At 63.7% G+C, this 23,885-nt stretch carries 15 protein-coding genes; 7 read left to right on the top strand and 8 right to left on the bottom strand.

Translation table 11 applies throughout. The annotated features are described in order from the left end of the window. Positions 1 to 165 precede the first annotated feature (165 nt). Genes fdhF through QA637_RS15280 form a run of 3 tightly spaced genes read left to right on the top strand, consistent with a single transcriptional unit; the run spans position 166 to position 4,116 of the window. Complete coding sequence (fdhF, locus tag QA637_RS15290) at positions 166 to 3,048, top strand: formate dehydrogenase subunit alpha (RefSeq protein WP_283062146.1); 2,883 nt, start codon at positions 166 to 168, stop codon at positions 3,046 to 3,048. A 20-nt stretch (positions 3,049 to 3,068) separates the two neighbouring features. Next, on the top strand, positions 3,069 to 3,896 hold the full coding sequence (gene fdhD, locus QA637_RS15285) for a formate dehydrogenase accessory sulfurtransferase FdhD (protein WP_153436653.1): 828 nt from the start codon (positions 3,069 to 3,071) through the stop codon (positions 3,894 to 3,896). Further along, positions 3,886 to 4,116, top strand: a complete 231-nt coding sequence (locus QA637_RS15280; protein ID WP_153436652.1) for a formate dehydrogenase subunit delta — start codon at positions 3,886 to 3,888, stop codon at positions 4,114 to 4,116. Before fdhD ends, QA637_RS15280 begins: the two co-directional genes overlap by 11 nt. Positions 4,117 to 4,253: 137 nt before the next feature. Here the strand turns inward: QA637_RS15280 and QA637_RS15275 are convergent, their stop codons facing one another. The 3 genes from QA637_RS15275 to rocF all read right to left on the bottom strand — a co-directional run bounded on the left by QA637_RS15275 (position 4,254) and on the right by rocF (position 7,171). Next, positions 4,254 to 4,733: a chemotaxis protein CheW gene (locus QA637_RS15275; RefSeq protein ID WP_153436651.1), complete on the bottom strand. Its 480-nt coding sequence runs from the start codon at positions 4,731 to 4,733 to the stop codon at positions 4,254 to 4,256. A gap of 230 nt (positions 4,734 to 4,963) precedes the next feature. Beyond that, on the bottom strand, positions 4,964 to 6,169 hold the full coding sequence (rocD, locus tag QA637_RS15270; RefSeq protein WP_283062144.1) for an ornithine--oxo-acid transaminase: 1,206 nt from the start codon (positions 6,167 to 6,169) through the stop codon (positions 4,964 to 4,966). A gap of 78 nt (positions 6,170 to 6,247) precedes the next feature. Then, a complete protein-coding gene (gene rocF / locus QA637_RS15265; protein ID WP_283062143.1) occupies positions 6,248 to 7,171 on the bottom strand; it encodes an arginase in 924 nt (307 codons plus the stop codon). Between the two features lie 140 nt (positions 7,172 to 7,311). Between rocF and QA637_RS15260 the strand changes: the two genes are divergently transcribed. Further along, positions 7,312 to 7,746, top strand: a complete 435-nt coding sequence (locus tag QA637_RS15260; RefSeq protein WP_283062142.1) for an Lrp/AsnC family transcriptional regulator — start codon at positions 7,312 to 7,314, stop codon at positions 7,744 to 7,746. A 243-nt stretch (positions 7,747 to 7,989) separates the two neighbouring features. After that, on the top strand, positions 7,990 to 8,466 hold the full coding sequence (locus QA637_RS15255) for a VOC family protein (protein WP_283062141.1): 477 nt from the start codon (positions 7,990 to 7,992) through the stop codon (positions 8,464 to 8,466). 81 nt (positions 8,467 to 8,547) lie between these two features. On the opposite strand, the gene QA637_RS15250 is transcribed toward QA637_RS15255, so the two are convergent. From QA637_RS15250 to QA637_RS15230, 5 genes are all read right to left on the bottom strand, one after another. Continuing rightward, complete coding sequence (locus QA637_RS15250; protein WP_283062139.1) at positions 8,548 to 9,333, bottom strand: APH(3')-II family aminoglycoside O-phosphotransferase; 786 nt, start codon at positions 9,331 to 9,333, stop codon at positions 8,548 to 8,550. A 156-nt stretch (positions 9,334 to 9,489) separates the two neighbouring features. Continuing rightward, positions 9,490 to 16,539: a translocation/assembly module TamB domain-containing protein gene (locus tag QA637_RS15245; protein ID WP_283062137.1), complete on the bottom strand. Its 7,050-nt coding sequence runs from the start codon at positions 16,537 to 16,539 to the stop codon at positions 9,490 to 9,492. A gap of 98 nt (positions 16,540 to 16,637) precedes the next feature. Then, positions 16,638 to 18,551: an autotransporter assembly complex protein TamA gene (locus QA637_RS15240; protein WP_283062136.1), complete on the bottom strand. Its 1,914-nt coding sequence runs from the start codon at positions 18,549 to 18,551 to the stop codon at positions 16,638 to 16,640. A gap of 261 nt (positions 18,552 to 18,812) precedes the next feature. Further along, complete coding sequence (locus QA637_RS15235) at positions 18,813 to 20,012, bottom strand: NAD-dependent formate dehydrogenase (protein ID WP_283062134.1); 1,200 nt, start codon at positions 20,010 to 20,012, stop codon at positions 18,813 to 18,815. Between the two features lie 279 nt (positions 20,013 to 20,291). Further along, the gene (locus QA637_RS15230) at positions 20,292 to 20,543 is read right to left on the bottom strand and encodes a YMGG-like glycine zipper-containing protein (RefSeq protein WP_153440661.1); all 252 of its coding nucleotides are present in this window, start codon (positions 20,541 to 20,543) and stop codon (positions 20,292 to 20,294) included. 424 nt (positions 20,544 to 20,967) lie between these two features. Between QA637_RS15230 and QA637_RS15225 the strand changes: the two genes are divergently transcribed. Together QA637_RS15225 and QA637_RS15220 are read left to right on the top strand one after the other, a co-directional pair. Next, positions 20,968 to 21,456, top strand: a complete 489-nt coding sequence (locus QA637_RS15225; protein WP_153440660.1) for a (2Fe-2S)-binding protein — start codon at positions 20,968 to 20,970, stop codon at positions 21,454 to 21,456. 80 nt (positions 21,457 to 21,536) lie between these two features. Further along, complete coding sequence (locus tag QA637_RS15220) at positions 21,537 to 23,885, top strand: xanthine dehydrogenase family protein molybdopterin-binding subunit (RefSeq protein WP_283062132.1); 2,349 nt, start codon at positions 21,537 to 21,539, stop codon at positions 23,883 to 23,885.

Here is a 23,885-nt window from a genome sequence, read left to right as displayed (position 1 = left end):
CGATGCGCGGCCGGCCACCCGCTCCAACCGAAACGCTTCTGCGAGTGGAATGCCTCGGTGAAGACGCCCAGCGTGCCACATCCATTCTCCCCCCTTGTGGGGGAGATACCCGGCAGGACAGAGGGGGGTGATCTCTCCCTGAACGCAATTTCTCAGGAGGCCTAAATGTCTCTCATTCATGAAATCGACTACGGCACTCCCGCTTCCAAGTCCGAAAAGCAGGTGACGCTCACCATCGATGGGCGCGAGATCACGGTGCCGGAGGGCACGTCGATCATGCGCGCGGCGATGGAAGCCGGCATCGAGGTGCCGAAGCTCTGTGCCTCCGACATGATGGAAGCCTTCGGCTCCTGCCGCCTCTGTCTGGTCGAGATCGAGGGACGCGCCGGAATGCCGGCCTCGTGCACGACGCCGGTGGCGCCGGGCATCAGCGTCTCGACGCAAACCCAGCGGCTCAAGGACGTCCGCCGCGGCGTGATGGAGCTTTACATCTCCGACCACCCGCTCGACTGCCTGACCTGCGCGGCCAATGGCGACTGCGAACTGCAGGATATGGCCGGCGCCGTGGGCCTGCGCGACGTGCGCTACGGCTATGACGGTGCGAACCACGTTAAGGCACGGAACAATGGTGGCGAGATCAATCTCAAGTGGGCGCCGAAGGACGAATCCAATCCCTATTTCACCTTTGATCCGGCGAAATGCATCGTCTGCTCGCGTTGCGTGCGCGCCTGTGAAGAGGTGCAGGGCACGTTCGCGCTGACGATCGGCGGGCGCGGCTTCGACTCCAAGGTTTCGGCGGGGATGAACGAGGATTTCGTTTCTTCCGAATGCGTCTCCTGCGGCGCCTGCGTGCAGGCCTGCCCGACGGCGACGCTTACCGAAAAATCGGTGATCGAGATCGGCCAGCCGGAACATTCGGTGGTCACCACCTGCGCCTATTGCGGCGTCGGCTGCTCGTTCAAGGCGGAGATGCGCGGCGAGGAACTGGTGCGGATGGTGCCGTGGAAAGACGGCCAGGCAAACCGCGGCCATTCCTGCGTCAAGGGGCGTTTCGCCTATGGCTATTCGAACCACAAGGACCGCATCCTCAATCCGATGATCCGCGAAAAGATCACCGATCCCTGGCGCGAGGTCACCTGGGAAGAGGCGTTTGAGCATGTCGCGTCCGAATTCCGCCGTATCCAGTATCAGTACGGTCGTGATTCCGTCGGCGGCATTACGTCGTCGCGCTGCACCAACGAGGAGACCTATCTGGTGCAGAAGCTGGTGCGCGCCGGCTTCGGCAACAACAATGTCGACACCTGCGCCCGCGTCTGCCACTCGCCGACCGGCTACGGCCTCAATCAGACCTTCGGCACCTCGGCCGGCACGCAGGATTTCGACAGCGTCGAGCATACGGATGTCGCCGTCATCATCGGCGCCAACCCGACCGACGGCCATCCGGTATTCGCTTCGCGGCTCAAAAAGCGCCTGCGCGAAGGCGCTAAATTGATCGTCATCGATCCGCGCCGGATCGACCTCGTTCGCTCCGCCCATGTCGAGGCGTCCTACCACCTGCCGCTGAAGCCCGGCACCAACGTCGCCATCCTGACGTCGATAGCACACGTGATCGTCACCGCAGGGCTCGCCAACGAAGCTTTCATCCGCGAGCGCTGCGACTGGTCGGAATATGAGGACTGGGCCGCATTCGTCGCCGAGCCCTATCACAGCCCGGAAGCGACCGAAGCCTATACCGGCGTTCCAGCCGAGCTGGTGCGCGGCGCGGCGCGCCTTTACGCCACCGGCGGCAACGGCGCCATCTACTACGGCCTTGGCGTCACCGAGCACAGCCAGGGCTCGACCACCGTCATGGCGATCGCCAACCTCGCCATGGTGACCGGCAACATTGGCCGGCCCGGTGTTGGCGTCAATCCGCTGCGCGGCCAGAACAACGTGCAGGGCTCCTGCGACATGGGCTCCTTCCCGCACGAACTGCCCGGCTATCGGCATATTTCAGACGATGCGACGCGCGACGTCTTCGAGAAGCTCTGGGGCGTGACGCTCAACAACGAGCCGGGCTTGCGTATCCCGAACATGCTCGATGCCGCCGTCGACGGGACCTTCAAGGCGCTCTATATCCAGGGCGAGGATATCCTGCAGTCGGATCCGGACACCAAGCATGTCGCTGCCGGGCTTGCGGCGATGGAGTGCGTCGTCGTGCACGACCTCTTCCTCAACGAAACGGCCAACTACGCCCACGTCTTCCTGCCGGGGTCGACCTTCCTCGAAAAGGACGGCACCTTCACCAATGCCGAGCGGCGGATCAACCGCGTTCGCCGTGTGATGCGGCCGAAGAACGGCTATGCCGATTGGGAGGTGACGCAGAAGCTCGCCCAGGCCATCGGACTTGACTGGAACTATCGCCATCCGTCCGAGATCATGGACGAGATCGCGGCAACGACCCCGACCTTCGCCATGGTCTCCTACGACTATCTGGACAAGATGGGCTCGGTGCAGTGGCCCTGCAACGAAAAGGCGCCGCTTGGTTCACCGATCATGCATGTCGATGGCTTCGTGCGCGGCAAGGGCAAGTTCATCCGCACCGAATTCGTCGCAACCGACGAGAAGACCGGTCCGCGCTTCCCGCTGTTGCTCACCACCGGCCGCATCCTCAGCCAGTACAATGTCGGCGCCCAGACACGGCGCACCGAGAACGTGATCTGGCATGCGGAAGACCGGCTGGAGATCCATCCGCACGACGCCGAGCAGCGCGGCATACGCGACGGCGATTGGGTCAGGCTGGCCAGCCGTGCGGGTGAGACGACGCTGAGATCGTTGATCACCGACCGCGTCGCGCCGGGGGTGGTTTACACCACCTTCCATCACCCGACGACGCAGGCGAACGTCATCACCACCGACTTCTCCGACTGGGCGACCAACTGCCCGGAATACAAGGTGACGGCGGTGCAGGTCTCGCCCTCAAACGGTCCGTCCGACTGGCAGCGCGACTATGACGAGCAGGCGCGGCAGGCGCGCCGGATCGCCGGCAATCTGGAGGCGGCGGAGTAGGGAGTGCGGGAGCACGTCGCATGACCGGTATCAAGACGAGCGTGAAAGTGGCTGAAGCCGCCCGCCGCGCAGGGACCCTTGTCGCAGGGTCCCGGGTGGTGCCCGAGGAGACGCCGATCGCGTTGACCTATGGCGGCTCCACCCACGCGGTGATGATGGCGACGCCCGCCGATTTCGAGGATTTTGCTGTCGGCTTCAGCCTGACCGAAGGCATCATCACTGAACCGGACCAGATCGAGGCTGTCGACGTCGTGGCAGAGGACAAGGGCATCGACCTGCAGATCACCCTTCGGGACGAAGAGAACGACATGCTGCGCCAGCGGCGCCGGCACATGGCCGGCCCGGTCGGTTGCGGTCTCTGCGGCATCGAATCTATCGAGCAGGCCGTCCGCCATACCCCGGATGTCTCGGGGGCGGCACTCAGGCTTTCGCAGATGGACGTCGTCAAGGCCGTCGCACTGCTCAACGGCCAGCAGCCGCTGCATTTCGAGACACGCGCGGTGCACGGCGCGGCGTTCTATGTGCCGGGAAAAGGCCTGATTGCCGTACGCGAGGATGTCGGACGCCACAATGCGCTCGACAAGCTCGTCGGTGCGGCGGCGCGTGCCGGCTTCAAGGGCAGTGAGGGTGCCGTCGTCGTCACCTCGCGCGTATCGGTCGAGATGGTTCAGAAGACTGCGATCATCGGTAGCCCGGTGATCATTGCCATTTCGGCGCCGACGGCGCTCGCCATTCGCACGGCGGAAGAGGCGGGCATGACGCTCATCGCGCTCGTGCGCGGCGACGAATTCGAAATTTTCACCCATGCCGCGCGCATACATTCCGGAGCTGTTGCCGATGTCGCCTGATACCAATGCCAAGCTCATCTACATGGCCAACCAGATCGCCACGTTCTTCAAGAGCCAGCCGGCGGCGGAGGCGGCGGCGGGCGTTGCAACCCATATCAACAAATATTGGGAGCCGCGCATGCGCCGCAAGCTGTTCGAGCACATCGAGGCCGGCGGCGAGGGACTAAACCCGCTGGTCCTCGAGGCGGCCGCGAAGATCCGCCGTCCGGAAGCGGCGTAGTCTGTAGTCGGCGGTGGGCCGAAGAAGGCCCCTCCCCAAGCCTCAACAAGGCGGAGCTCCCCCCAGCCTGTCGCCCCGAACGGAAAAAGCCGCCTCACAGGGCGTGAGACGGCCTTCATCCAAGATTAAGCGAAACCTCACGCGGCGAGTTCTTCCACGTCCCGCTCCTTGAACATGCGGGCGAGGTTCAGGAAGCAGATCATGCCCGATTCATTGGCGATGATACCTTCGGCAAAACTCTTGTCGAAGGAGGCCGTCACTTCCGGTACCGGCTGAACCTGGCTGCCCTGAACGGTGAGAATGTCGGAGACGCGGTCGACGACCAGGCCGATGACCATGTTGTGCACTTCGGCGACGACAATCGCGCTGCGTTCGTTGGCGACCGTCGACTTCATTCCGAGCTTGTGGGCAAGGTCGATGATCGGGATTACCGTGCCGCGCAGGTTCATCACGCCGATCACTTCCGGCGGAGAATGCGGAATGGGTGTCGACGGCGCCCAGCCGCGGATTTCGCGGATCGTCGTGGTTTTGACGCAAAATTCCTGATCGTGAAGACGGAACGCTATGATTTCCAGCGTCTCGCCGTCAAATCCGGCCGTTCTCAGTGTGCCTGTCATCGAAGGTCCCTCCAGCTTTCCGGTCGATGCCTCCCGCCGCGAATAAGCGCAGCTTCCAGCCAATCAGGAGGCGTCGTTAGATCCGCCGAGGACATCCGGCGAGGCGCAAGGTGCATCATGCGCGGAGGAATCCGCTTTGCGCTTTGGGGCGCTAGTCTAAGCCGCGATTCGTTAAGACTTGCTTTTGCGGCCGACCCGCCCCGATGCCGGGACGGATCGGAAGTATGGTGTCATGCGGAGGCGAGCACGGCGGCGAAATGTTCGACCGCCCAATCGACCTGGTCCTCGGTGATGACGAGGGGCGGGGCGATGCGGATCGTGTCGCCATGGGTGTCCTTGGCGAGAATGCCGCGCGCCTTCAGTGCCTCGCAGTATTTGCGGGCGCCGCCCGCTTCCGGAACCAGCTCGACCGCGAGCATGAGGCCGCGACCGCGGACTTCCTTGATGATGTTGGAGCGGACATCGCGCAGGCCGTTCTGAAAGCGCTCGCCCATCCGGGCGGAATTTTCGATCATGCCCTCTTCGGTGAGCGCCTTCAGCGCGGCCCTCGCAATCGCGCAGGCAAGCGGATTGCCGCCGAAGGTCGAGCCGTGCTGGCCGGGTTTCAGGACGCCGAGTACCTCGGAATTCGAAAGCACGGCCGAGACCGGGTAGAAGCCGCCGGAGAGGGCCTTGCCGATCAGCGTCACATCCGCCTCGATGCCCTCATGCTCTTCCGCAAGCAGCTTGCCGGTGCGGCCGAGACCGGTCTGGATTTCGTCGAGAATGAGCGTGATGCCGTGCTTCGTGCAGAGCTCGCGAACCCCGGCGAAATATCCAGTCGGCGGCACGATCACGCCGGCTTCGCCCTGGATCGGCTCGACAAGGAACGCGACCGTATTTTCGTTGATCGCTTCGCGGAAGGCGTCGATGTCGCCGAAGGGAACGATCGTGAAACCCGGCGCAAAAGGTCCGAAGCCGCTGCGGGCGTCCGGATCGGTCGAAAAGCCGACGATGCCCATGGTGCGGCCGTGGAAGTTGTTGGAGCAGACGATGATCTCCGCCTTGTCGTCGGCAACGCCCTTGACCTCGTAACCCCATTTGCGCACGGCCTTGATGGCGGTCTCGACCGCCTCGGCGCCGGAGTTCATCGGCAGCACCTTGTGCGAGCCGGTAAGCGCCGCGATCTCCTCGTAGAAATGCGCGAGCTGGTCGTTGCGGAAGGCGCGCGATGTGAGCGTCAGCTTCTGCGCCTGCTCGATCATCGCCTTGAAGATCTTCGGATGACAATGGCCCTGGTTGACGGCGGAATAGGCCGAGAGGCAGTCGAGATAACGATTGCCGTCGATATCCCAGACATAGACGCCTTCGCCGCGCGAGAGCACGACGTCGAGTGGCTTGTAGTTATGGGCGCCCAGCCGGTATTCGGTTTCAATCAGGGCCTCGGTTGTTGTCATCAATGATCCTCCAGGTTGTATGTTGGCGCCGCGCCTCCCATGGCCATGCGCGGGATCGCCGGGACGTCTCGGCTGCTTTCAGGCGCTGCGGGTCGGCCGGTCAAGAATGCGGCGGCCGAAGAGGCTTGCGGTCAGTTCCACCAGAATACGGGCGCTCTTGCCGCGGTCGTCGAGGAAGGGATTGAGTTCGACGACGTCGAGCGACGAGACGAGATCACTGTCGCACAGCATCTCCATGATCAGATGCGCTTCGCGGAATGTCGCGCCGCCCGGCACGGTCGTGCCGACACCGGGCGCGATTTCCGGATCCATGAAATCGACGTCGAGGCTCACATGCAGGAGGCCGTTGGCGGCGCGGACCTCATCAAGGATCTGACGCATGATGTGGGCCATGCCGATCTCATCGACGGCGCGCATGTCGTAGACATTGACGCCGTGCTCGGCGATCTCCTCACGCTCGCGCGCGTCGACCGAGCGAATGCCGATCTGATAAACCTTCTTCGGGTCGACCAGCGGCCGGTCGCTGGCGAGGACCGGGGCGAATTCCGCCTCGCCGCAGAAGAAGGCGACAGGCATGCCATGCATGTTGCCGGAGGGCGACGTGTCGGGCGAATTGAAGTCGGCATGCGCATCGAGCCAGAGGACGAAAAGCGGCCGGCCGGCTTCATCGGCGTAGCGGGCCATGCCGGAGACGCTGCCCATGGAAAGCGCATGGTCGCCGCCGAGGATGATCGGGAAATGCCCCTTGCGGGCGGCGTCGTGCACGGCGTCGTTCAAGGCCCGGGCGAAGGCTGCGACCATCTGCAGATTGTTGGCGCGCGGATGATTGGCGAGGTCGCGCGCCGGCAGCGGCCGGACGTCGCCTTCGTCGTGAACCGTATGGCCGAGTTCGGCCAGAACCGTGTCGATGCCGGCGATCCTCAACGCTGTCGGGCCCATGGCCGCGCCGCGCCGTCCGGAGCCTTCTTCGATGGGTGCGCCGATCAAGGTGATGGTCTTCATTTCCGCCCTTTTCCTTCCTCTAATTCCCGCGAGAGTGGCGCGGATTATCGTCAAAAGGCATGACAGCAAAAAGATGGAAAACTGTCGATTGGAAGGCTATTGTTGCCGTATTGATAAGACGAATCTGGCAAATTGCAAACATGGACGATCTCGATCAAACCCTTATCAGCGCGCTCAGACAGAATGCGCGCACACCCGTGTCGAAGCTCTCGGCAATAACGGGCGTGTCGCGCGCAACCGTTGCCGCGCGCATTGATCGGCTGGTGGCAAACGGAACCATCGCGGCCTTCACGATCCGCACGGGGTCCGAAATTCCGGCTTCCGGCATGCGCGCCGTCGTCATGATCGAGGTTCACGGCAAGATGGCCGATCGCGTCGCGGATCAATTGCGCGGCCTGCCGCAGGTCAGGGCGCTGCACAGCACCAACGGGCGGTGGGATTTCATCGCCGAGCTCGAGGATCGCGACCTCGTCAGCTTCGACGAGACGCTGAGGCGCATTCGGCTGATCGACGGCATCACCGTGACCGAGACCAACATCCTCCTGAAGACCAGCAAGATGAGTGGAGCGTTCTGACGCGGCTGCATGTCTCCTGAATCGGAGCCGACCCAAGGAATCATGCGGCACCTCAAAGCGCGATCGCGCCGTACTTGTCCTTTTTCGCGGGCCGCAAGCTAGTTTGTTCTTGATTTGTTCTAGTTTCCCTGTAAGATATCCAACCTCAGCGAAAAAGAGAGGCAGAAGGACTGCGCGGCGTCCGCCCGCATCCGTTCTCATTCATTGCAAACCGGTCACGTATCGCGATCCAGGGAGGTTGTCATGGCCATGTACAATGGCGGCCCGGCACGGCAGATTTGCATAAAGCTGTTCGTCAGGCATGGGGACGAGGAGCGAGCGATCGCCTTCTATCGTGATGTCTTCGGCGCCGAGCTTCTGCAGCGCCATGAGTGGAGCGGTATCCTGACGAGCGCCGATCTCTGCCTCGGCGATTCCATCTTCCGGGTGGCTGGCGCCAATCCGCGACGGGACGCCGAGCCGGGCCTGGGCGGGCCGCGATCGCCGCATGCACTCGGCACGACGGCGGCGATCCTTGAACTCCATGTCGACGACGTGGATCGGGTGCTCGGACGGGCGATCGGTTCTGGCGCGAGCCTGCGCAATGCCGCCGAAACGTTGCCAACGGGAGACAGGGTCGGCGCCCTCATCGACCCGTTCGGACATATCTGGGCGCTGTTCACCGCCATGGACGAAAGCGAAGTGGTGGACGCGTTTGGAGTCGACCGAAATGCGGCTTGATGCGAGGCTCCGCTCACCCCTTCCCAATCCCCTTGTTGGGAGTGGGAAGGGAGCCGGAGGCCGTCCGCTTTCGCGTCTACTTTAGAAAAACTCGTCCAAAAGACAGTAAAAGGAAAGCTTCTCCGGATCGGGATTCGGCAAGCCGTACCGGCCGAGAAACGGCCGAACCCAGTCTTTTCCCAGATTGTAGCTGACGCTTCGGCAGGCCAGAGCGATGTCCTGGTGAAGATCCGCGACTCCGAGGCGACCGCAATCGATGAAACCGGCGAATCGGTCCCCGCGCGCGACAATGTTGGGCAAGCAGGCATCGCCATGTGTCACAACCAACTGCTCATCTTTCGGGCTTCGTACTTGCAGCTCGCCGAAGAGCTCTCGCGCCGTCCTTTCCCGCCGTTCGTCGTCGAAATCGTTTTCATCGACAAGGCCGGCGTCCATGCGCGCCTCTGCAGCGGCGATGCGGTTTCTTAGTCTGTGATCGAAGGGACATTTGGCCGGATCGAGGCGGTGGAGGCTGCGCAGCGCGTTGGCAAGAATGACGATGCGTTCGGCGGGCGACAGGCGAGAGGAGGCAAGATCGATCCCCCCGATTGCTTCCATCAACAGCCAGCTTTGCCCTGCATGCTGCGCCTGGCCGAGAACTCGCGGACAGGGCAGGCCCTGTGTTGCGAGCCATTCAAGTCGCGCCGCCTCGTTTTCCAATTCCGAAAAAGGTCCTGACTTTTCATGTTTGACGACGAGTGGGGGCTGGCCATCGGCCCTGAGCAGGAGCACAGTGGACGCCGATTGACCGAGCGTGTCTTTTTCTGAGGCATAGCCCGAAAGCCGGTCACGGAACGCCGGCGGCAGATCGATCTCTTGCATTTGCATGGCGGCTCGAAAGGTTGATTTTGCAGTGAATTGTGTGGGCGATGCAGTAGTCTCCGGCCAAAAGGGGGCGAAGCGTGCCGCAGCGGCTCAGTCCCGGTTCCCCGCTCGCGGCAGAGACAGCCACGGAGGGGCAGCCGAAACCATCTTTGCCTCGTCCTAATATTCCCTCTCGAAGAACACGCCGCCGGCAGCTGAGCCGTCGCCTGCGGCTTCGCCCTTCAGCTTAACGCCCCTTCCGACATCGAAATTGATCACAGCCTTGCTGGAGCTCGAATCCGAGCCCTGCTGCAATTCGAGGTACGTGCGGTCGTTGAGGTACTTGCCGGCGCGCACCTGGGCGCTGCCGCTCTCATCGGTCGTGATGTCGAGATCGTCGACGCCGAGTTTGTTGCGCAGACCGTCGAGCACGGATGTCGAACCGCCGCCGGCGAGCTGGCTGACGGCCGAGGCGAGCTGGGCGATCTGGAATGCCGACAGGTTGGAAAGGGACCGGTTGAAGATAAGGCGCGCCAGAATTTCATCCTGAGGCAGCGCCGGCGAGGAGGAGAAGGTCACCTGCGGATTGTTGGCAAGCCCGGAGACATTGACGGTGATGGTCGTCGAGCCGGCGCTCGAGGTGGCGTCGAGGTCGAGCGTCGGGATCAGGTCGCCGCCGAAACCGATCCGCCCGCGCGTAAACGTCAGGCGCTTGCCGAGAATTTCGAGCCGCCCGCGGCGCATGTCGAAGCCGCCGGCAACGATCGGCTGCACGGCTGTGCCCCGGATCGTCAGCTCGCCGCCGAGCTCAGCGTCGATGCCGCGCCCGCGCACGAAAAACTGTCCTGGAGCACTGACGACAAGGTCGAACGCAATGACGCCCTGAGCCTGGACCCCGGCGCCCGCGGAAGTATCCCTGCGAACGCTCCTTGCCATCTGCTGCACTTTGGCCGGGGCGTTCCTGTGCTTGATGTCGATCTCGGATAGAGAGGTGGGCAGTTTTTCTGGAACGGTGATTGCCGCGCGGCGGATCGTCAGCCTGCCGCCGAGCACGGGAGTGGCGACCAGCGGACCTCTCAGCGTCAGGTCGCCGGCGAGGTTTGCGGTAAAGAGCGTGCCGTCGACATAGGTGGCGTTGTTGAGGCGGATCCTCAAATCCGCAGGGAAACCGGAACCGGCCGCAGTCCCGACGGTCCCGCTCGCCTCGATCGAGCCGCCCGCGGCAAGATTGGTGGAGAGCCTCGAAATCGTCGCCTGCCTGCCGTCGAGTGTGACATTTGCTGCGATGTCGTTGAAAGCGAGATTGCGCCGGACGTCGACCAGCCGGCCACCGGCGGTCGTGATCGTCCCGGAGATCTGCGGAGCCTTCGCCGGGCCGGAAACCGAGAGATCGATCGTTGCCGAGCCTGTGAGCGTGAAGCCGTTTTCCGCCATGATACCGGCAAGCAGCGCGAAGGGCACGTTGCCGGAGAATTTCATCGAAAGAGGCATCGTGCCGCCAAGCTCGACGCTGCCGCCGCCCCTGATGGAAAGCCCGGAAGCGCCCGACAATACGGTATCGAGCGTGACGCGATTGTCGACGAGCCGACCTTTGGCGGTAATGTCGACCGCGCTGACGCCAGCCGAACGCACCTGCGCCAAGGAAGCGCCGCTCCATTTGAGATCGTATCCGACCACCGGTGCTGCCGGGGTGCCATCGACGTCAACCGTTCCGGCGATCGTGCCTTCGGCGCCAAGGGTGGGTGCGAAGGTGTTGATCAGAGCGGCGGGCATCGCGTTCAATCGTGCCGAAAGGTCGAGCTTTTCCCCCGCTGTGCCGGTGATTGTGATCGTACCTCGGGACGCCTGAATGACGAGGTCCATGAGACGCACGACGCCGTTATCGATCGCCACAACGGTCGGCTCGGCGAGCTTCAACGGAAGTCGCTTCGGCGTCGCCGAGAAGGAGGCAAGGCGGATTTCCGTGCGGCCGGCAGCGCTCGAAAGATCGCCCCTGGCCGCCAGCGGTCCGCCATCATAGTTTCCGTCGATCGAAAAACCTGTCCTGCCCGCCTGTCGCTCGAAAGCGAGATTGAGGCCGGAAACGCGATTCTGCCCCTGCGCGATGCTGTCCGCCCGGATGCTGCCCCGGATCGCGAGCGCTGCGACATCGGCAATGCTGATGTCCGCGACAGGTTTTGCGATCGTCAAGGCGTCGCGCTTGATGCTGCCGCCGCTTGCCTTGAGCGCGATCGAGGTGACGCCGTTGACGGTGCGCACCGTCGCGGAACCGGCGAGATCGCCGGATGCGGTCTGGCCAGCCATGGCGGCCAAGAGGCCGAGATCGGGCAGGTTGAAGTCGATCGTGCCATCCGGCTTGAAGTCGGGCGTCAGGTTGAGCGCGCCAGTCAGCCGGTTGTCGCCGATCCTTGCCTGCAAGGTCGGGATCGTCGTGCGGCCGTTCTCGGAGACCACGTCGGCACGCACATCGATCGCCTGGCCGCCGAGCGCGCCGGTCGCGGTCAGCTTGGCCTGCGGGCTGCCGGGCTTGGCTGTCACGTCGGCATTGATCGCCAGGTCCGTCAGGCTGCGGCCGGCCAGCGTCGCGCCGCTGGAGGTCATCTGAGCCTTGATGCCGAGTTCGTTGAGCGGGCCGGAGATGTCGGCGTTGAACGCCACGTTGCCCTCAGCGTCCGCCAGCAATTTGCCGAGGTTGGGGAGCGTGCCTTCGATTGCGGCGGTCAGCGCGCCATCGGCAAGCGCGGCGGTGCCGGTGGCGTCAAAGGTGCCGGACGAGAGATCAAGCGCGCTCAGCCGGACGCTGCCGCCTTCGCCGGTCTCGACCTTGCCGGAGATCGCGATCGTCCGGTCGAATTTCGTGGCAAGGTTGGGCGGCAGCAGATGCGGTTCGGCGAAGAGCTTGAAGTCGGCAGCGGCGGTTGCATTCGCGCGGTTGAGGCGGCCGGTGACGTTGCCACGGAAGGCGCCGCTTTCGATCGTCAGCGGATCGAAGCGGACATCGCCTTCGGCGACCGTGATCGTGCCTTTCGCGGTGACGTCTTGTGCGACGATGCCGGCGGAGCGAACCGACGCAATGGAGGCGCCGTTCCAGACGAGATCGTATCCGACCACCGGCGCGGCTGCCGCCCCGCTAACATTGACGGTGCCGCCGATCGCGCCCTCGGCGCCAAGCGTCGGGGCGAAGGTGTTGATCAGGGTGGCGGGGAGCGCGTTGATTTGCGCCGAGATGTCCAGCTCATCGCCGGCGGTGCCGGCAACGACAATTGCGCCGTCCGACGCGAGAATGGTGAGATCGTCGAGGCGAACAACGCCGCTTTCGATGGCGATTGTCGTCGGCGCGGCAAGCTGCAGCGGGACTCGCTTCGGCGTCGCCGAGAGGGATGCCAGGCGGATCTCCGTGCGACCGGCATTGCTGACGAGATCGCCGGTGGCAGCAACCGGCGCGCCGTCGTAGGCCGCATCGATCGTGAAGCCGGTCCGTTCTGCCTGCTGCTCGAAGGCGAGAGTGAGGCCCGAGAGGCGGTTTTCTCCCTGTCCGAGACTCTCCGCGCCGATCTTGCCTCGGATCGCCAGCTTGGCGACATCGGCAATGCTGATGTCCGCGACAGGTTTTGCGATCGTCAAGGCGTCGCGCTTGATGCTGCCGCCGCTTGCCTTGAGCGCGATCGAGGTGACGCCGTTGACGGTGCGCACCGTCGCGGAACCGGCGAGATCGCCGGATGCGGTCTGGCCAGCCATGGCGGCCAAGAGGCCGAGATCGGGCAGGTTGAAGTCGATCGTGCCATCCGGCTTGAAGTCGGGCGTCAGGTTGAGCGCGCCAGTCAGCCGGTTGTCGCCGATCCTTGCCTGCAAGGTCGGGATCGTCGTGCGGCCGTTCTCGGAGACCACGTCGGCACGCACATCGATCGCCTGGCCGCCGAGCGCGCCGGTCGCGGTCAGCTTGGCCTGCGGGCTGCCGGGCTTGGCTGTCACGTCGGCATTGATCGCCAGGTCCGTCAGGCTGCGGCCGGCCAGCGTCGCGCCGCTGGAGGTCATCTGAGCCTTGATGCCGAGTTCGTTGAGCGGGCCGGAGATGTCGGCGTTGAACGCCACGTTGCCCTCAGCGTCCGCCAGCAATTTGCCGAGGTTGGGGAGCGTGCCTTCGATTGCGGCGGTCAGCGCGCCATCGGCAAGCGCGGCGGTGCCGGTGGCGTCAAAGGTGCCGGACGAGAGATCAAGCGCGCTCAGCCGGACGCTGCCGCCTTCGCCGGTCTCGACCTTGCCGGAGATCGCGATCGTCCGGTCGAATTTCGTGGCAAGGTTGGGCGGCAGCAGATGCGGTTCGGCGAAGAGCTTGAAGTCGGCAGCGGCGGTTGCATTCGCGCGGTTGAGGCGGCCGGTGACGTTGCCACGGAAGGCGCCGCTTTCGATCGTCAGCGGATCGAAGCGGACATCGCCTTCGGCGACCGTGATCGTGCCTTTCGCGGTGACGTCTTGTGCGACGATGCCGGCGGAGCGAACCGACGCAATGGAGGCGCCGTTCCAGACGAGATCGTATCCGACCACCGGCGCGGCTGCCGCCCCGCTAACATTGACGGTGCCGCCGATCGCGCCCTCGGCGCCAAGCGTCGGGGCGAAGGTGTTGATCAGGGTGGCGGGGAGCGCGTTGATTTGCGCCGAGATGTCCAGCTCATCGCCGGCGGTGCCGGCAACGACAATTGCGCCGTCCGACGCGAGAATGGTGAGATCGTCGAGGCGAACAACGCCGCTTTCGATGGCGATTGTCGTCGGCGCGGCAAGCTGCAGCGGGACTCGCTTCGGCGTCGCCGAGAGGGATGCCAGGCGGATCTCCGTGCGACCGGCATTGCTGACGAGATCGCCGGTGGCAGCAACCGGCGCGCCGTCGTAGGCCGCATCGATCGTGAAGCCGGTCCGTTCTGCCTGCTGCTCGAAGGCGAGAGTGAGGCCCGAGAGGCGGTTTTCTCCCTGTCCGAGACTTTCCGCGCCGATCTTTGCTCGGATCGCCAGCTTGGCGATATCGGCGATGGTGATGTCGGCGGTGGGCTTGGCAATCGTCAGCGCATCGCGGCTGATGCTGCCGCCGCTCGCCTTGAGCGCGATCGACGTAATGCCATTGACGGTGCGGACTGTTGCGGAACCGGCGAGATCGCCGGACGCCGTCTGGCCGGCCATGGCGGCCAAGAGGCCGAGATCGGGCAGGGTGAAGTCGATCGTGCCGTCCGGCTTGAAGTCGGGCGTCAGGTTGAGCGCGCCGGTCAGCCGGTTGTCGCCGACCGTCGCTTCCAGGGTCGGGATCGAGGTGCGGCCGTTCTCGGAGACCACATCGGCCCGGGCGTTGATCGCCTGGCCGCCAAGCGCGCCGGTCGCGGTCAGCTTGGCTTGTGGGTTGCTCGGCGCCGCCGTCGCATCGGCGTTGATTCTGAGATCTTCCAGCGTGCGGCCGGCCAGCGTTGCGCCGCTGGAGGTCATTTCCGCCTTGATGCCGAGTCCGTTGAGCGGACCCGAGAGCGAAGCGCGGAACGCCGCCGCACCCCGGGCGTCGGCGATAAGCCTTCCGAGATCGGGCAGATTGCCCTCGATATCCGCGGTCAGTGCGCCGTCGGCGAGCGTCATGGTGCCCGAGGCATCGAGGGGACCGGATTTGACTTCGAGGCCGCTCAGCCGGACGCTGCCGTCCTCCCCGGTCGCGACGCTTCCTGTCACCGCGATCGTGTTGTCGAACTTTGCGGCGATGCCGGGCGGCAGAACGCCGGGTACCGCGAACAGCTTGAAGGCCGCCTCGACCGTCGTATCGGCGCGGTTCAGGTTGCCGGTGATGCTGCCGCCGATGCTTGCGCTTTCGATCGTCAGCGGATCGAAACGAATGTTCTCCGGCCCGACGTCAATCGTTCCGTCGAGCTTCACGGGCGCCTTGATCGCCCGGTCGAGATCGGCGCTTTCAAAACGGCTCTCGCCGACCTCGACCGTCGTCTTCAGCGATCCCGACTGTGTTTGCAGATTGAAGGCGTCGCTTTGCGCCGAAAGCCGAACGGCGCCAAGGCTCATCTCCGGCAGGGAGAGCGAAGGGATATCGCCAGCGATGTCGAGGATCGCCGATTGTCCGTCGCCGATCAGCGAGAGATTGGCGGTGTTGATCAGCGCGCGCAACTCGCCTTCCCGCAGCGGCCAGCGGAAGTCGATGGCGCCGCTGGTGCCTGCAAGGCTTGCCTGAAGATTGTTTTCGCCCTTGCTGTTGACGATGCCGGATGCGTCAAGCGTCAGTGCGCCGGTCGAAACCCTGCCGGCCTCGATCTCCACCTTGCTCGATCCATCGAAGGCGGCCGTCACGTCGATCTTCGTTGTCCCCTCGAACAGCGGTTTGAACACCGCCGGCACGAGCGGCACGAGGGCACCACCGCCAGCGAGGGTCAACCGGTGCATGCCGTCCGCGGCCTGCACATGGCGCCCATCGAGCCGGAGGGTTTCGTTGCCGTCGAGCGAGGCTGTGCCCGATCCGGCCCAATCGGAAAGCGGGCCTTCTCCGGTCAAGGTGATGTCGACAGCCGGTTCGCCCGGCAAGCGGAGCAGTTTGGCGAGCAGTCCGCCCTTCGGTTCGGCGACCTTCGCTTCCAGCTTCAGTTGATTGCCGGCCGGATTGAAGAGAATATCAGCGACGGCGTGCGCCTCGGGGCGATCGCGTTCGGTGGCATCGAAGGCAAGGGCGATGCTCGAATTCGTGGCGTTCACGTTGCCGCGCGCGGTCAGGAACTGATCCTCGCCGGCAATCGCCTTGCCGATCATGATCTCCTTGAGATCGAAGGCGTCGATCTTGACCTCGACCGGCAGTGCGAAACTCCTCCGCACCTCCCTTGTCTCGGTCGAGGGAATGGGCGTGCGTTCGACGCGGATCGAGCCCGCCGAAATATGGTTCGCATTGAACCGCATGGACAATAGCTCGACCGGCGACCAGTTGACCGACAGATCGCGGATCTCCGCATAGATCCCCTTTCCGTCGAAAAGCGTGACCGAGCCGGCCTTGAAATCACCGGTCAGCAGGGCGCTCGGATCCGAGATGCGGACGATCTGGTCGGGCGTTGCGGCATATTTCTCGATTGCCCAGGCGACGAGCCGCGCGCCGGGCGTCGTGAAGCCGACCAGGGCGATGACGAGGAGGAGCAGGACCACAAGAGTGCCGAGGCCGGCAAGGATAAAGCGCAGCGCGGACCGAAGGAAGCGGATGACCTGATTCATATCCTACCCATAGACCAACTTACGCCGTTTCGGAATCGGCAGCGGGTTGTCGCCTGCGTAAACTATCTGCCTGAACTATCAACAAAATCAGGCGCAATTCAGAAAGACTGGCCGATGCCGGCGTAGATGCCGTAGTCGGTCCCGTCGGGGTATTTGTTGAGCGGTACGGCGAAATCCAACCGGATCGGTCCGAAAGAGGTTGCATAGCGCAGGCCGATGCCGGCACCGGCGCGGATATCGGAGAAATCGGGGGTCGTCGATTCTGAAACGGTACCGGCGTCGAGGAAGGGGACGATGCCGATCGTTTCGGTTATCGCGATGCGCGCTTCCAGCGAGGCGCTGACATAGGAGCGGCCACCGGTCATATCGTTGTCTTCATCGCGCGGGCTGATCTCCTGGAAGGCATAGCCGCGTACCGACCCGCCCCCGCCGAGGAAGAAGCGACGGGGCGCCGGTATGTCGGCGAGTTCGTCACCGCCAACGAGTATGCCGGCGCCGAGCTTGCCGGCAAGAACGAAGCGCTTTTCCTCGCCCAGCGCGTAATAGCCGGAGGCGGAGGCCTCGAACGAGCTGAAGAAGGTCTTCCCCTCGATCTCGTAGCTCGGTTTGGCGTTGATCAGCGCGCGATAGCCTTCCGTTGCGTTCAGCTTGTCGTCGCGCGTGTCGCGGACATATTCGAACGGGAGGGCGGCGGTAAGATAGGAGTTCTTGCCGAAGGCGTCGTCGACGTCCGCCCAGCTCAATTCCGCCCCGCCCGAGAACGTATCCTGCGGCGAAAGCTCGAAGGTTGCGCCGGCGGCCGCGGTGATTATCTTTGCGCGGTAGGCGTCCGGGTCGACCAGGCTTGCCTGAAGGCTGGCAGTGAAGGTCGATGCCGGGCCGAAGGCGCCAGGCTTGGCGAACAGGATACCGGCGGAATAGTCGAGGCTGCCGACGTCCGTGGTCTCGCCAATCCGGTTGACCGAGCCTTCTATTCGCAAGGATTCCGCGCGGCCGAACAGATTGCGATGGCCCCAGTAGCCCTGCACACCGAGGCCGTCTGTGGTCGAGACCTGGCCGCCAAAACCGAAATAGCGGTGCTTGCCTTCGGAAACCTCGATGTTCATCGGGATCTTGCCGTCGGGCGTCAGCGCATCGGCTTCCTTGATCGTGACGCTCGAAAAAACGTTCAACTGACGCAGGCGTTCGGCGGCCTTGCGGATGTTTTCCGGCGAATAGGGGCGGCCGTTGTTGAGGCGGGAATAATCCCTGACAAAATCAGGATCGACGGTCTTCGTGCCGGTGACCGTGAGCTGTCCAACCGGCGCGACGGGGCCGCCGGAGGCGCTGATCGTCACGTCGACGGTGGATGTGGCATGGTCGGCGACGACGCTGCGCTCCGTCAGCTTCGCGAGCGGTCGGCTCTGTTCCTTCAGATCGTCCACGATCTGCTCGCCCGCCTTGATTATCAAGGTCGAGTCGGCGCGGGCGCCGCGCTTCAGATCGTAAGCGGCCGGATCGAACCCGGCGGCATCGCCTTCGAACCTGACCGAGTCCAAGGTAAACGCCGGCCCCGGCACGACAGTGACCGAAACCGGCACGGGTTTGCCTTTCGGGAAGGTCGGATCGGGCGGCAGGCTGTCGATATCCTGTCCGTTGACCAGAATGGTTATGGTTCCGCCGTAGCGGGCCTTTTCATAAAGGCCCGCGAGGATGCGATCGCGGTCGTCGCGTGCCTTGATCGCAAGGCCGAGATCGCCGGAGACCGGATTTTCCCGGTCCTGGTAGAGCAGCGAACTGTTCTCGATTGCCTCCCGTAGCTCCTTGTCATCGGTCCCGGCGTCAAATGTCAGGGCATAGTTGACCGGGTTGATGACCTGGACTTCTTCCTCGTCGCTTTCGAAGAAGCGCATGCCGAAGAGCCTGAACGCATGGGCCTGGTCGATGGAAAACGGGCCGAGCACCGCCGAAGCCACAACTGCGAGAGCGGTCGCTGCCTTCCAGTGCGCAATGCTCGATCGTGCTGGAGACATCCCCTCCGCATCCCGTTTCAGGCGACTCACAACAAACTGCCTGCATATGCGGCATCGGCCACTTTAGCAGAACAAAGTTTTCTATCTGTTAACGATGACGGGCTGCCGCATCCACCCCGAAGCGACGATTCGGGGCAGATTTTCGGCAAAAGGGCCTCTTTATGTTGTGCTTGAGGCACAAAATTGCAGCTCGACGGACAATACGCCGTTCGGGGGCTCCCCCACGTTGCAACTGTCAGGCGATCCGCAGATCCGGCGCATTCAGGTCTTGAAGCGTGCCGCCTCCTCGGACCCGCGCGTCGCGTCTCCGGCGCTGTAGGAGTGCGCGCCGGCTCCGGCGAGCTTGCCGCCGGCGACGATCAGATATTCCTCGCGGATCGGCTTGCCTTCGAACCAGCATTCGAGAATCTCGCGTGTGCCGGCGGCATAGCGCGCCTGGGCGGACAGTGACGAGCCCGAAATATGCGGCGTCATCCCGTGATAGGGCATCGATCGCCACGGATGGTCCTTGGGTGCCGGCTGCGGGAACCACACATCGCCCGCATAGCCGGCGAGCTGGCCGCTCTCAAGCGCCCGCGCGACGGCATCGCGATTGCAGATCTTGCCGCGTGCGGTGTTCACGAGATAGGCGCCACGTTTCATCTTGGCGATCATGGCTTCGTCGAAGAGGTTTTCCGTCTCCGGATGGAGCGGCGCGTTGATAGTCACGACATCGCAGACGGGCACCATTTCCGCCGCGGTCTGATGGAAGGTAACGCCAAGCTCCTTCTCGACCGCGTCCGGCAGCCGGTGTCGGTCGGTGTAGTGGAGTCTGACGTCGAATGGCTTCAGCCGGCGCAGCACCGCGGTGCCGATCCGCCCGGCACCCACCGTGCCGATCTCCATGCCCTCGATATCGTAGGAGCGCGCGACGCAGTCGGCGATGTTCCAGCCCCCTTTCACGACCCACTGGTAGGAGGGTATGTAGTTCCGCGCAAGGCTAAGGATCACCATGACCACGTGCTCGGATACGCTGATCGAATTGCAATAGGTCACTTCGGCGACCGTCACGCTGCGGTCCATCGCGGCCTGCAGGTCGACATGGTCCGAGCCGATGCCGGCGGTGATCGCGAGTTTGAGCTTGGCCGCCTTGGCGAGCCGTTCCGCAGTCAGATAGGCCGGCCAGAAGGGCTGCGAGATCACAACCTCGGCGTCGACAAGTTCCCTTTCGAACACGCTGTCGGGACCGTCCTTGTCGGAGGTCACCACCAGGCTGTGCCCCTGTTTTTCGAGAAACTTCCTTAGGCCGAGTTCGCCGGACACGCTTCCCAAGAGGATGCCCGGCTGAAAATCGATAGCCTTCGGGGTGGGAAGCGTCTGGCCGCCGGGATAGTGTTCCAGTTTCGGCAGGCCATCCCGCGCGTAAGTCGTCGGGTAGCCGTCGACCGGATCATCATAGAGGACGCAAACGACCTTTGCCATTTCCATCTCCCTTTGAAGACGAAGAGGAAGGCCACGGTCTTTCAAGACTGCCGGTCAATGCGGACGAACAGCAGAGCGAGGTGCCCTGTTGAATATCGGTGGCCAGCAAGGTCGCTCCTGGCCCTCCCACATTCGTGGAGTTGATACTGCTCAAGAAGGTGGAGGAGCGGGACACGGTTTCAAGTGGCCACAACGCCGCATGCGAACGGACAACGCTGGCCTCCAGAGAAAAAGCCCCGGATCGCTCCGGGGCCGTGTGCTTGCGAATCGCTGCGGCAATCAGCAACGGTCGATGTAGCGGCGGCCGTAGCGGTCGCGGTAGTAGCACTGGCCCGGCTGTTCACTCACATGGCCGATCAACGCGCCGGATACGCCGCCAATGGCTGCGCCGACCGCAGCACCACGTACGTTACCGGTGATCGCGCCACCGATGATCGCGCCCGATGCAGCACCGATGCCGGCGCCCTTTTCTGTCTGCGTGCAGCTTGCGACCGACAAGGCGACCAGCACCAATGCGATGGCTTTCTTCATGTTGTCCTCTCCGATCTCTACGGATCTCAGCCTGTCGCTTCGTCCGTCCCTGGATTGAAGGCGGGTCGACGAACGTCTCCGCCACTTGAACTTGCAATCGGGAAAATAAACGGTCGCCCGTGAAAGTCCACGGGATCCAGCGAAATGTTCCCGCCGCAAGATAATGGGATGTTTCCTGAACGGAACATGAAGGCGCTGTTCCCACAGTCACAGCCACCGCGGAATTTTTTTGTCGCGCACTGGCCGAAACGGTTGCGGCATTCCAAAAAAAGACAAATGATACAAAGCGCCGCGTCAGTCCGGGAGGAGCGGGCCCGCGGGCAAAGGGCATTGATATCAGTTGCGCGTACTTCAGTCGCGTGGACGCATGTCACCCGATTTGAAGCCGCGCTCGAGTTGGCACGACCGACCCCGGAGGAGCGAAATGGCGAAAATAACGATGACGGTCAACGGCCGCCAGGTCAGCGGCACGTGCGATGACCGGACGCTGCTGGTGCACTTTATCCGCGAAAATCTTGGACTGACCGGCACGCATGTCGGCTGCGACACGTCGCAGTGCGGCGCCTGCGTCATCCATATGGACGGACTGTCGGTCAAGAGCTGTTCCATCCTCGCGGTGCAGGCGGCAGGCTCGTCGATCACCACCATCGAAGGGTTGGCCAAGGACGGCGAGCTTCATCCGGTCCAGGCGGCGTTCAAGGCGCATCACGGGCTGCAATGCGGTTTCTGCACGCCGGGCATGGTGATGACCGCCGTCGACATGATCGCCCGGCACGGCAGCAACCTCGACGAGGCGACGGTGCGCGCCGAGCTCGAGGGCAACATCTGTCGCTGCACCGGCTACCACAACATCGTCAAGGCGATACTCGCCGCCGCGGCCGAGATGGGCAGCGTGCGCCAAGCGGCCGAATGAGGCGCTTTCTGAGGGACGAAAGCGTCCCCGACGGATTTCATCGCAGGACTTTCGCTGAATGTCTCGGGAGGAGATAGGCAATGGGCGTTGAAGGAATTGGCGCGCGGGTGGCGCGCAAGGAAGACAAGCGGTTCCTGACCGGAAAGGGCCGCTACACGGACGACATGAGCGTGCCGGGCATGAAATACGCGGTTTTCGTGCGCAGCCCCCACGCGCATGCGAAGATCAGGAACATCGATGCCGCGGCGGCGAAAGCGATGCCCGGCGTCATCGACGTGCTCGACGGCAAGCAGCTCACGGCAGACGGCATCGGGAACCTGATTTGCGGCTGGATGATCCACTCGAAGGACGGTTCGCCGATGAAGATGGGCGCCTGGCGGCCGCTGGCCGACGAGACCGTGCGCTATGTCGGCGATGCGGTCGCGGTGGTCGTCGCCGACAGCGTGAACGAAGCGCGCGATGCGGCCGAGGCCGTGGTCGTCGATTATGACCCGCTGCCGGTCATCACCGATCCGGTCAAGGCGCTGGCCGACGGCCAGCCCCAGCTTCATCCGGAAGCACCGAACAATCTCATCTTCGACTGGGAGCTCGGCGATGCAGCCGCGACCGACGCGGCGATCGCGGCCGCGGCGCATGTGACGGAGCTGAAAATCCTCAACAATCGCCTGTCGCCGAATGCGATGGAGCCGCGCGCGGCCCTCGGCATCTACGACTCGGGCGACGATCACTATACCTGCTACACGACCAGTCAGAATCCGCATGTGGCGCGGCTGGTGATGAGCGCCTTCTACAACGTCGCGCCGGAAAACAAGTTGCGGGTGATTGCCCCCGACGTCGGCGGCGGTTTCGGCTCGAAGATCTACATCTACCCGGAGGAGATCGTCTGTCTCTGGGCCTCGAAGCGGACCGGCGTACCGGTGAAGTGGACGTGCGATCGTACCGAAGCCTTCATGACCGACGCCCACGGCCGCGATCACGTGTCGACCGTGAAAATGGCGTTCGACAGCTCCAACAAAATCACCGCGCTGAAGGTCGACACTATCGCCAATCTTGGCGCCTATATGTCACTCTTCTCCTCGTGCGTGCCGACCTATCTTTATGCCACCCTGCTTTCCGGGCAGTACGATATCCCGGCGATCCATGCCGATGTCCGCACGGTCTATACCAATACCGCCCCGGTCGATGCCTATCGCGGCGCTGGGCGGCCGGAGGCCACCTATCTCCTCGAGCGGACGATGGAGACCGCGGCACGGGAGCTCGGTCTTTCGCCCGCGGAGCTGCGGCGCATCAACTTCATCCGCTCCTTCCCCCATCAGACGCCAGTGATCATGAACTACGACGCCGGCGACTATGAAGCGTCGTTGAAAGCGGCGATGGCCGCGGCCGACTGGGACGGGTTTGCCGCCCGGAAGGCGGAAGCGGAGCGGCGCGGCATGAAGCGCGGCATCGGCATGAGCTGCTATATCGAGGCCTGCGGGCTTGCGCCCTCGTCCGCCGTCGGCTCGCTCGGTGCCGGCGTCGGCCTTTGGGAATCGGCGGAGGTCAGGGTCAATGCGGTCGGCACCATCGAAGTGATGACCGGCTCGCACAGCCACGGCCAGGGGCATGAGACGACCTTTGCCCAGCTCGTCGCAGACCGCTTCGGCGTGCCGATCGACAGCGTCAATATCGTCCATGGCGACACGGACAAGGTACAGATGGGCATGGGGACCTATGGCTCCCGATCGGGTGCCGTCGGCATGTCGGCGGTCGTCAAGGCGCTGGACAAGGTCGAGGCCAAGGCCAAGAAGATCGCCGCCCATCTCATGGAGGCGGACGAGAGCGACATCGTCATTGAAAATGGCGAGCTGAAGGTTGCCGGTACCGACAAGTCGGTGCCCTGGTTCCAGATGGCGCTTGCCGCCTACACCGCCCACAACCTCCCGGCCGGAATGGAGCCTGGCCTGAAGGAGGGCGCCTTCTACGATCCGTCGAATTTCACCTTCCCGGCAGGCTGCTACATCTGCGAGGTGGAGGTCGATCCGGATACCGGGAAGACGGAGATCGTCCAGTTCGTGGCAGCGGACGATTTCGGCAATATCGTCAATCCGATGATCGTCGAGGGACAGGTGCATGGCGGATTGGCACAGGGCATCGGCCAGGCGCTGCTCGAAAGCGTCCATTACGATCCGGATACCGGCCAGCTCCTGACGGCGAGCTATCAGGATTACGCCATGCCGCGCGCCGACGACCTGCCGTCATTCAAGGTGTCGACGTCGAACACGCCCTGTCCGAACAATCCGCTCGGCGTCAAGGGTTGCGGGGAAGCGGGTGCGATCGGCTCGCCGCCGGCGCTGATCAATGCGATCACCGACGCGATCGGCAACAATACCCTTACCATGCCCGCGACGCCCGAGAAGGTCTGGGCCGCGGCCCATGTCGCCAATTGA

This window comes from Sinorhizobium terangae (assembly GCF_029714365.1).
GTDB lineage: Bacteria > Pseudomonadota > Alphaproteobacteria > Rhizobiales > Rhizobiaceae > Sinorhizobium > Sinorhizobium terangae.
This window is presented reverse-complemented; position numbering and strand designations above follow the sequence as displayed.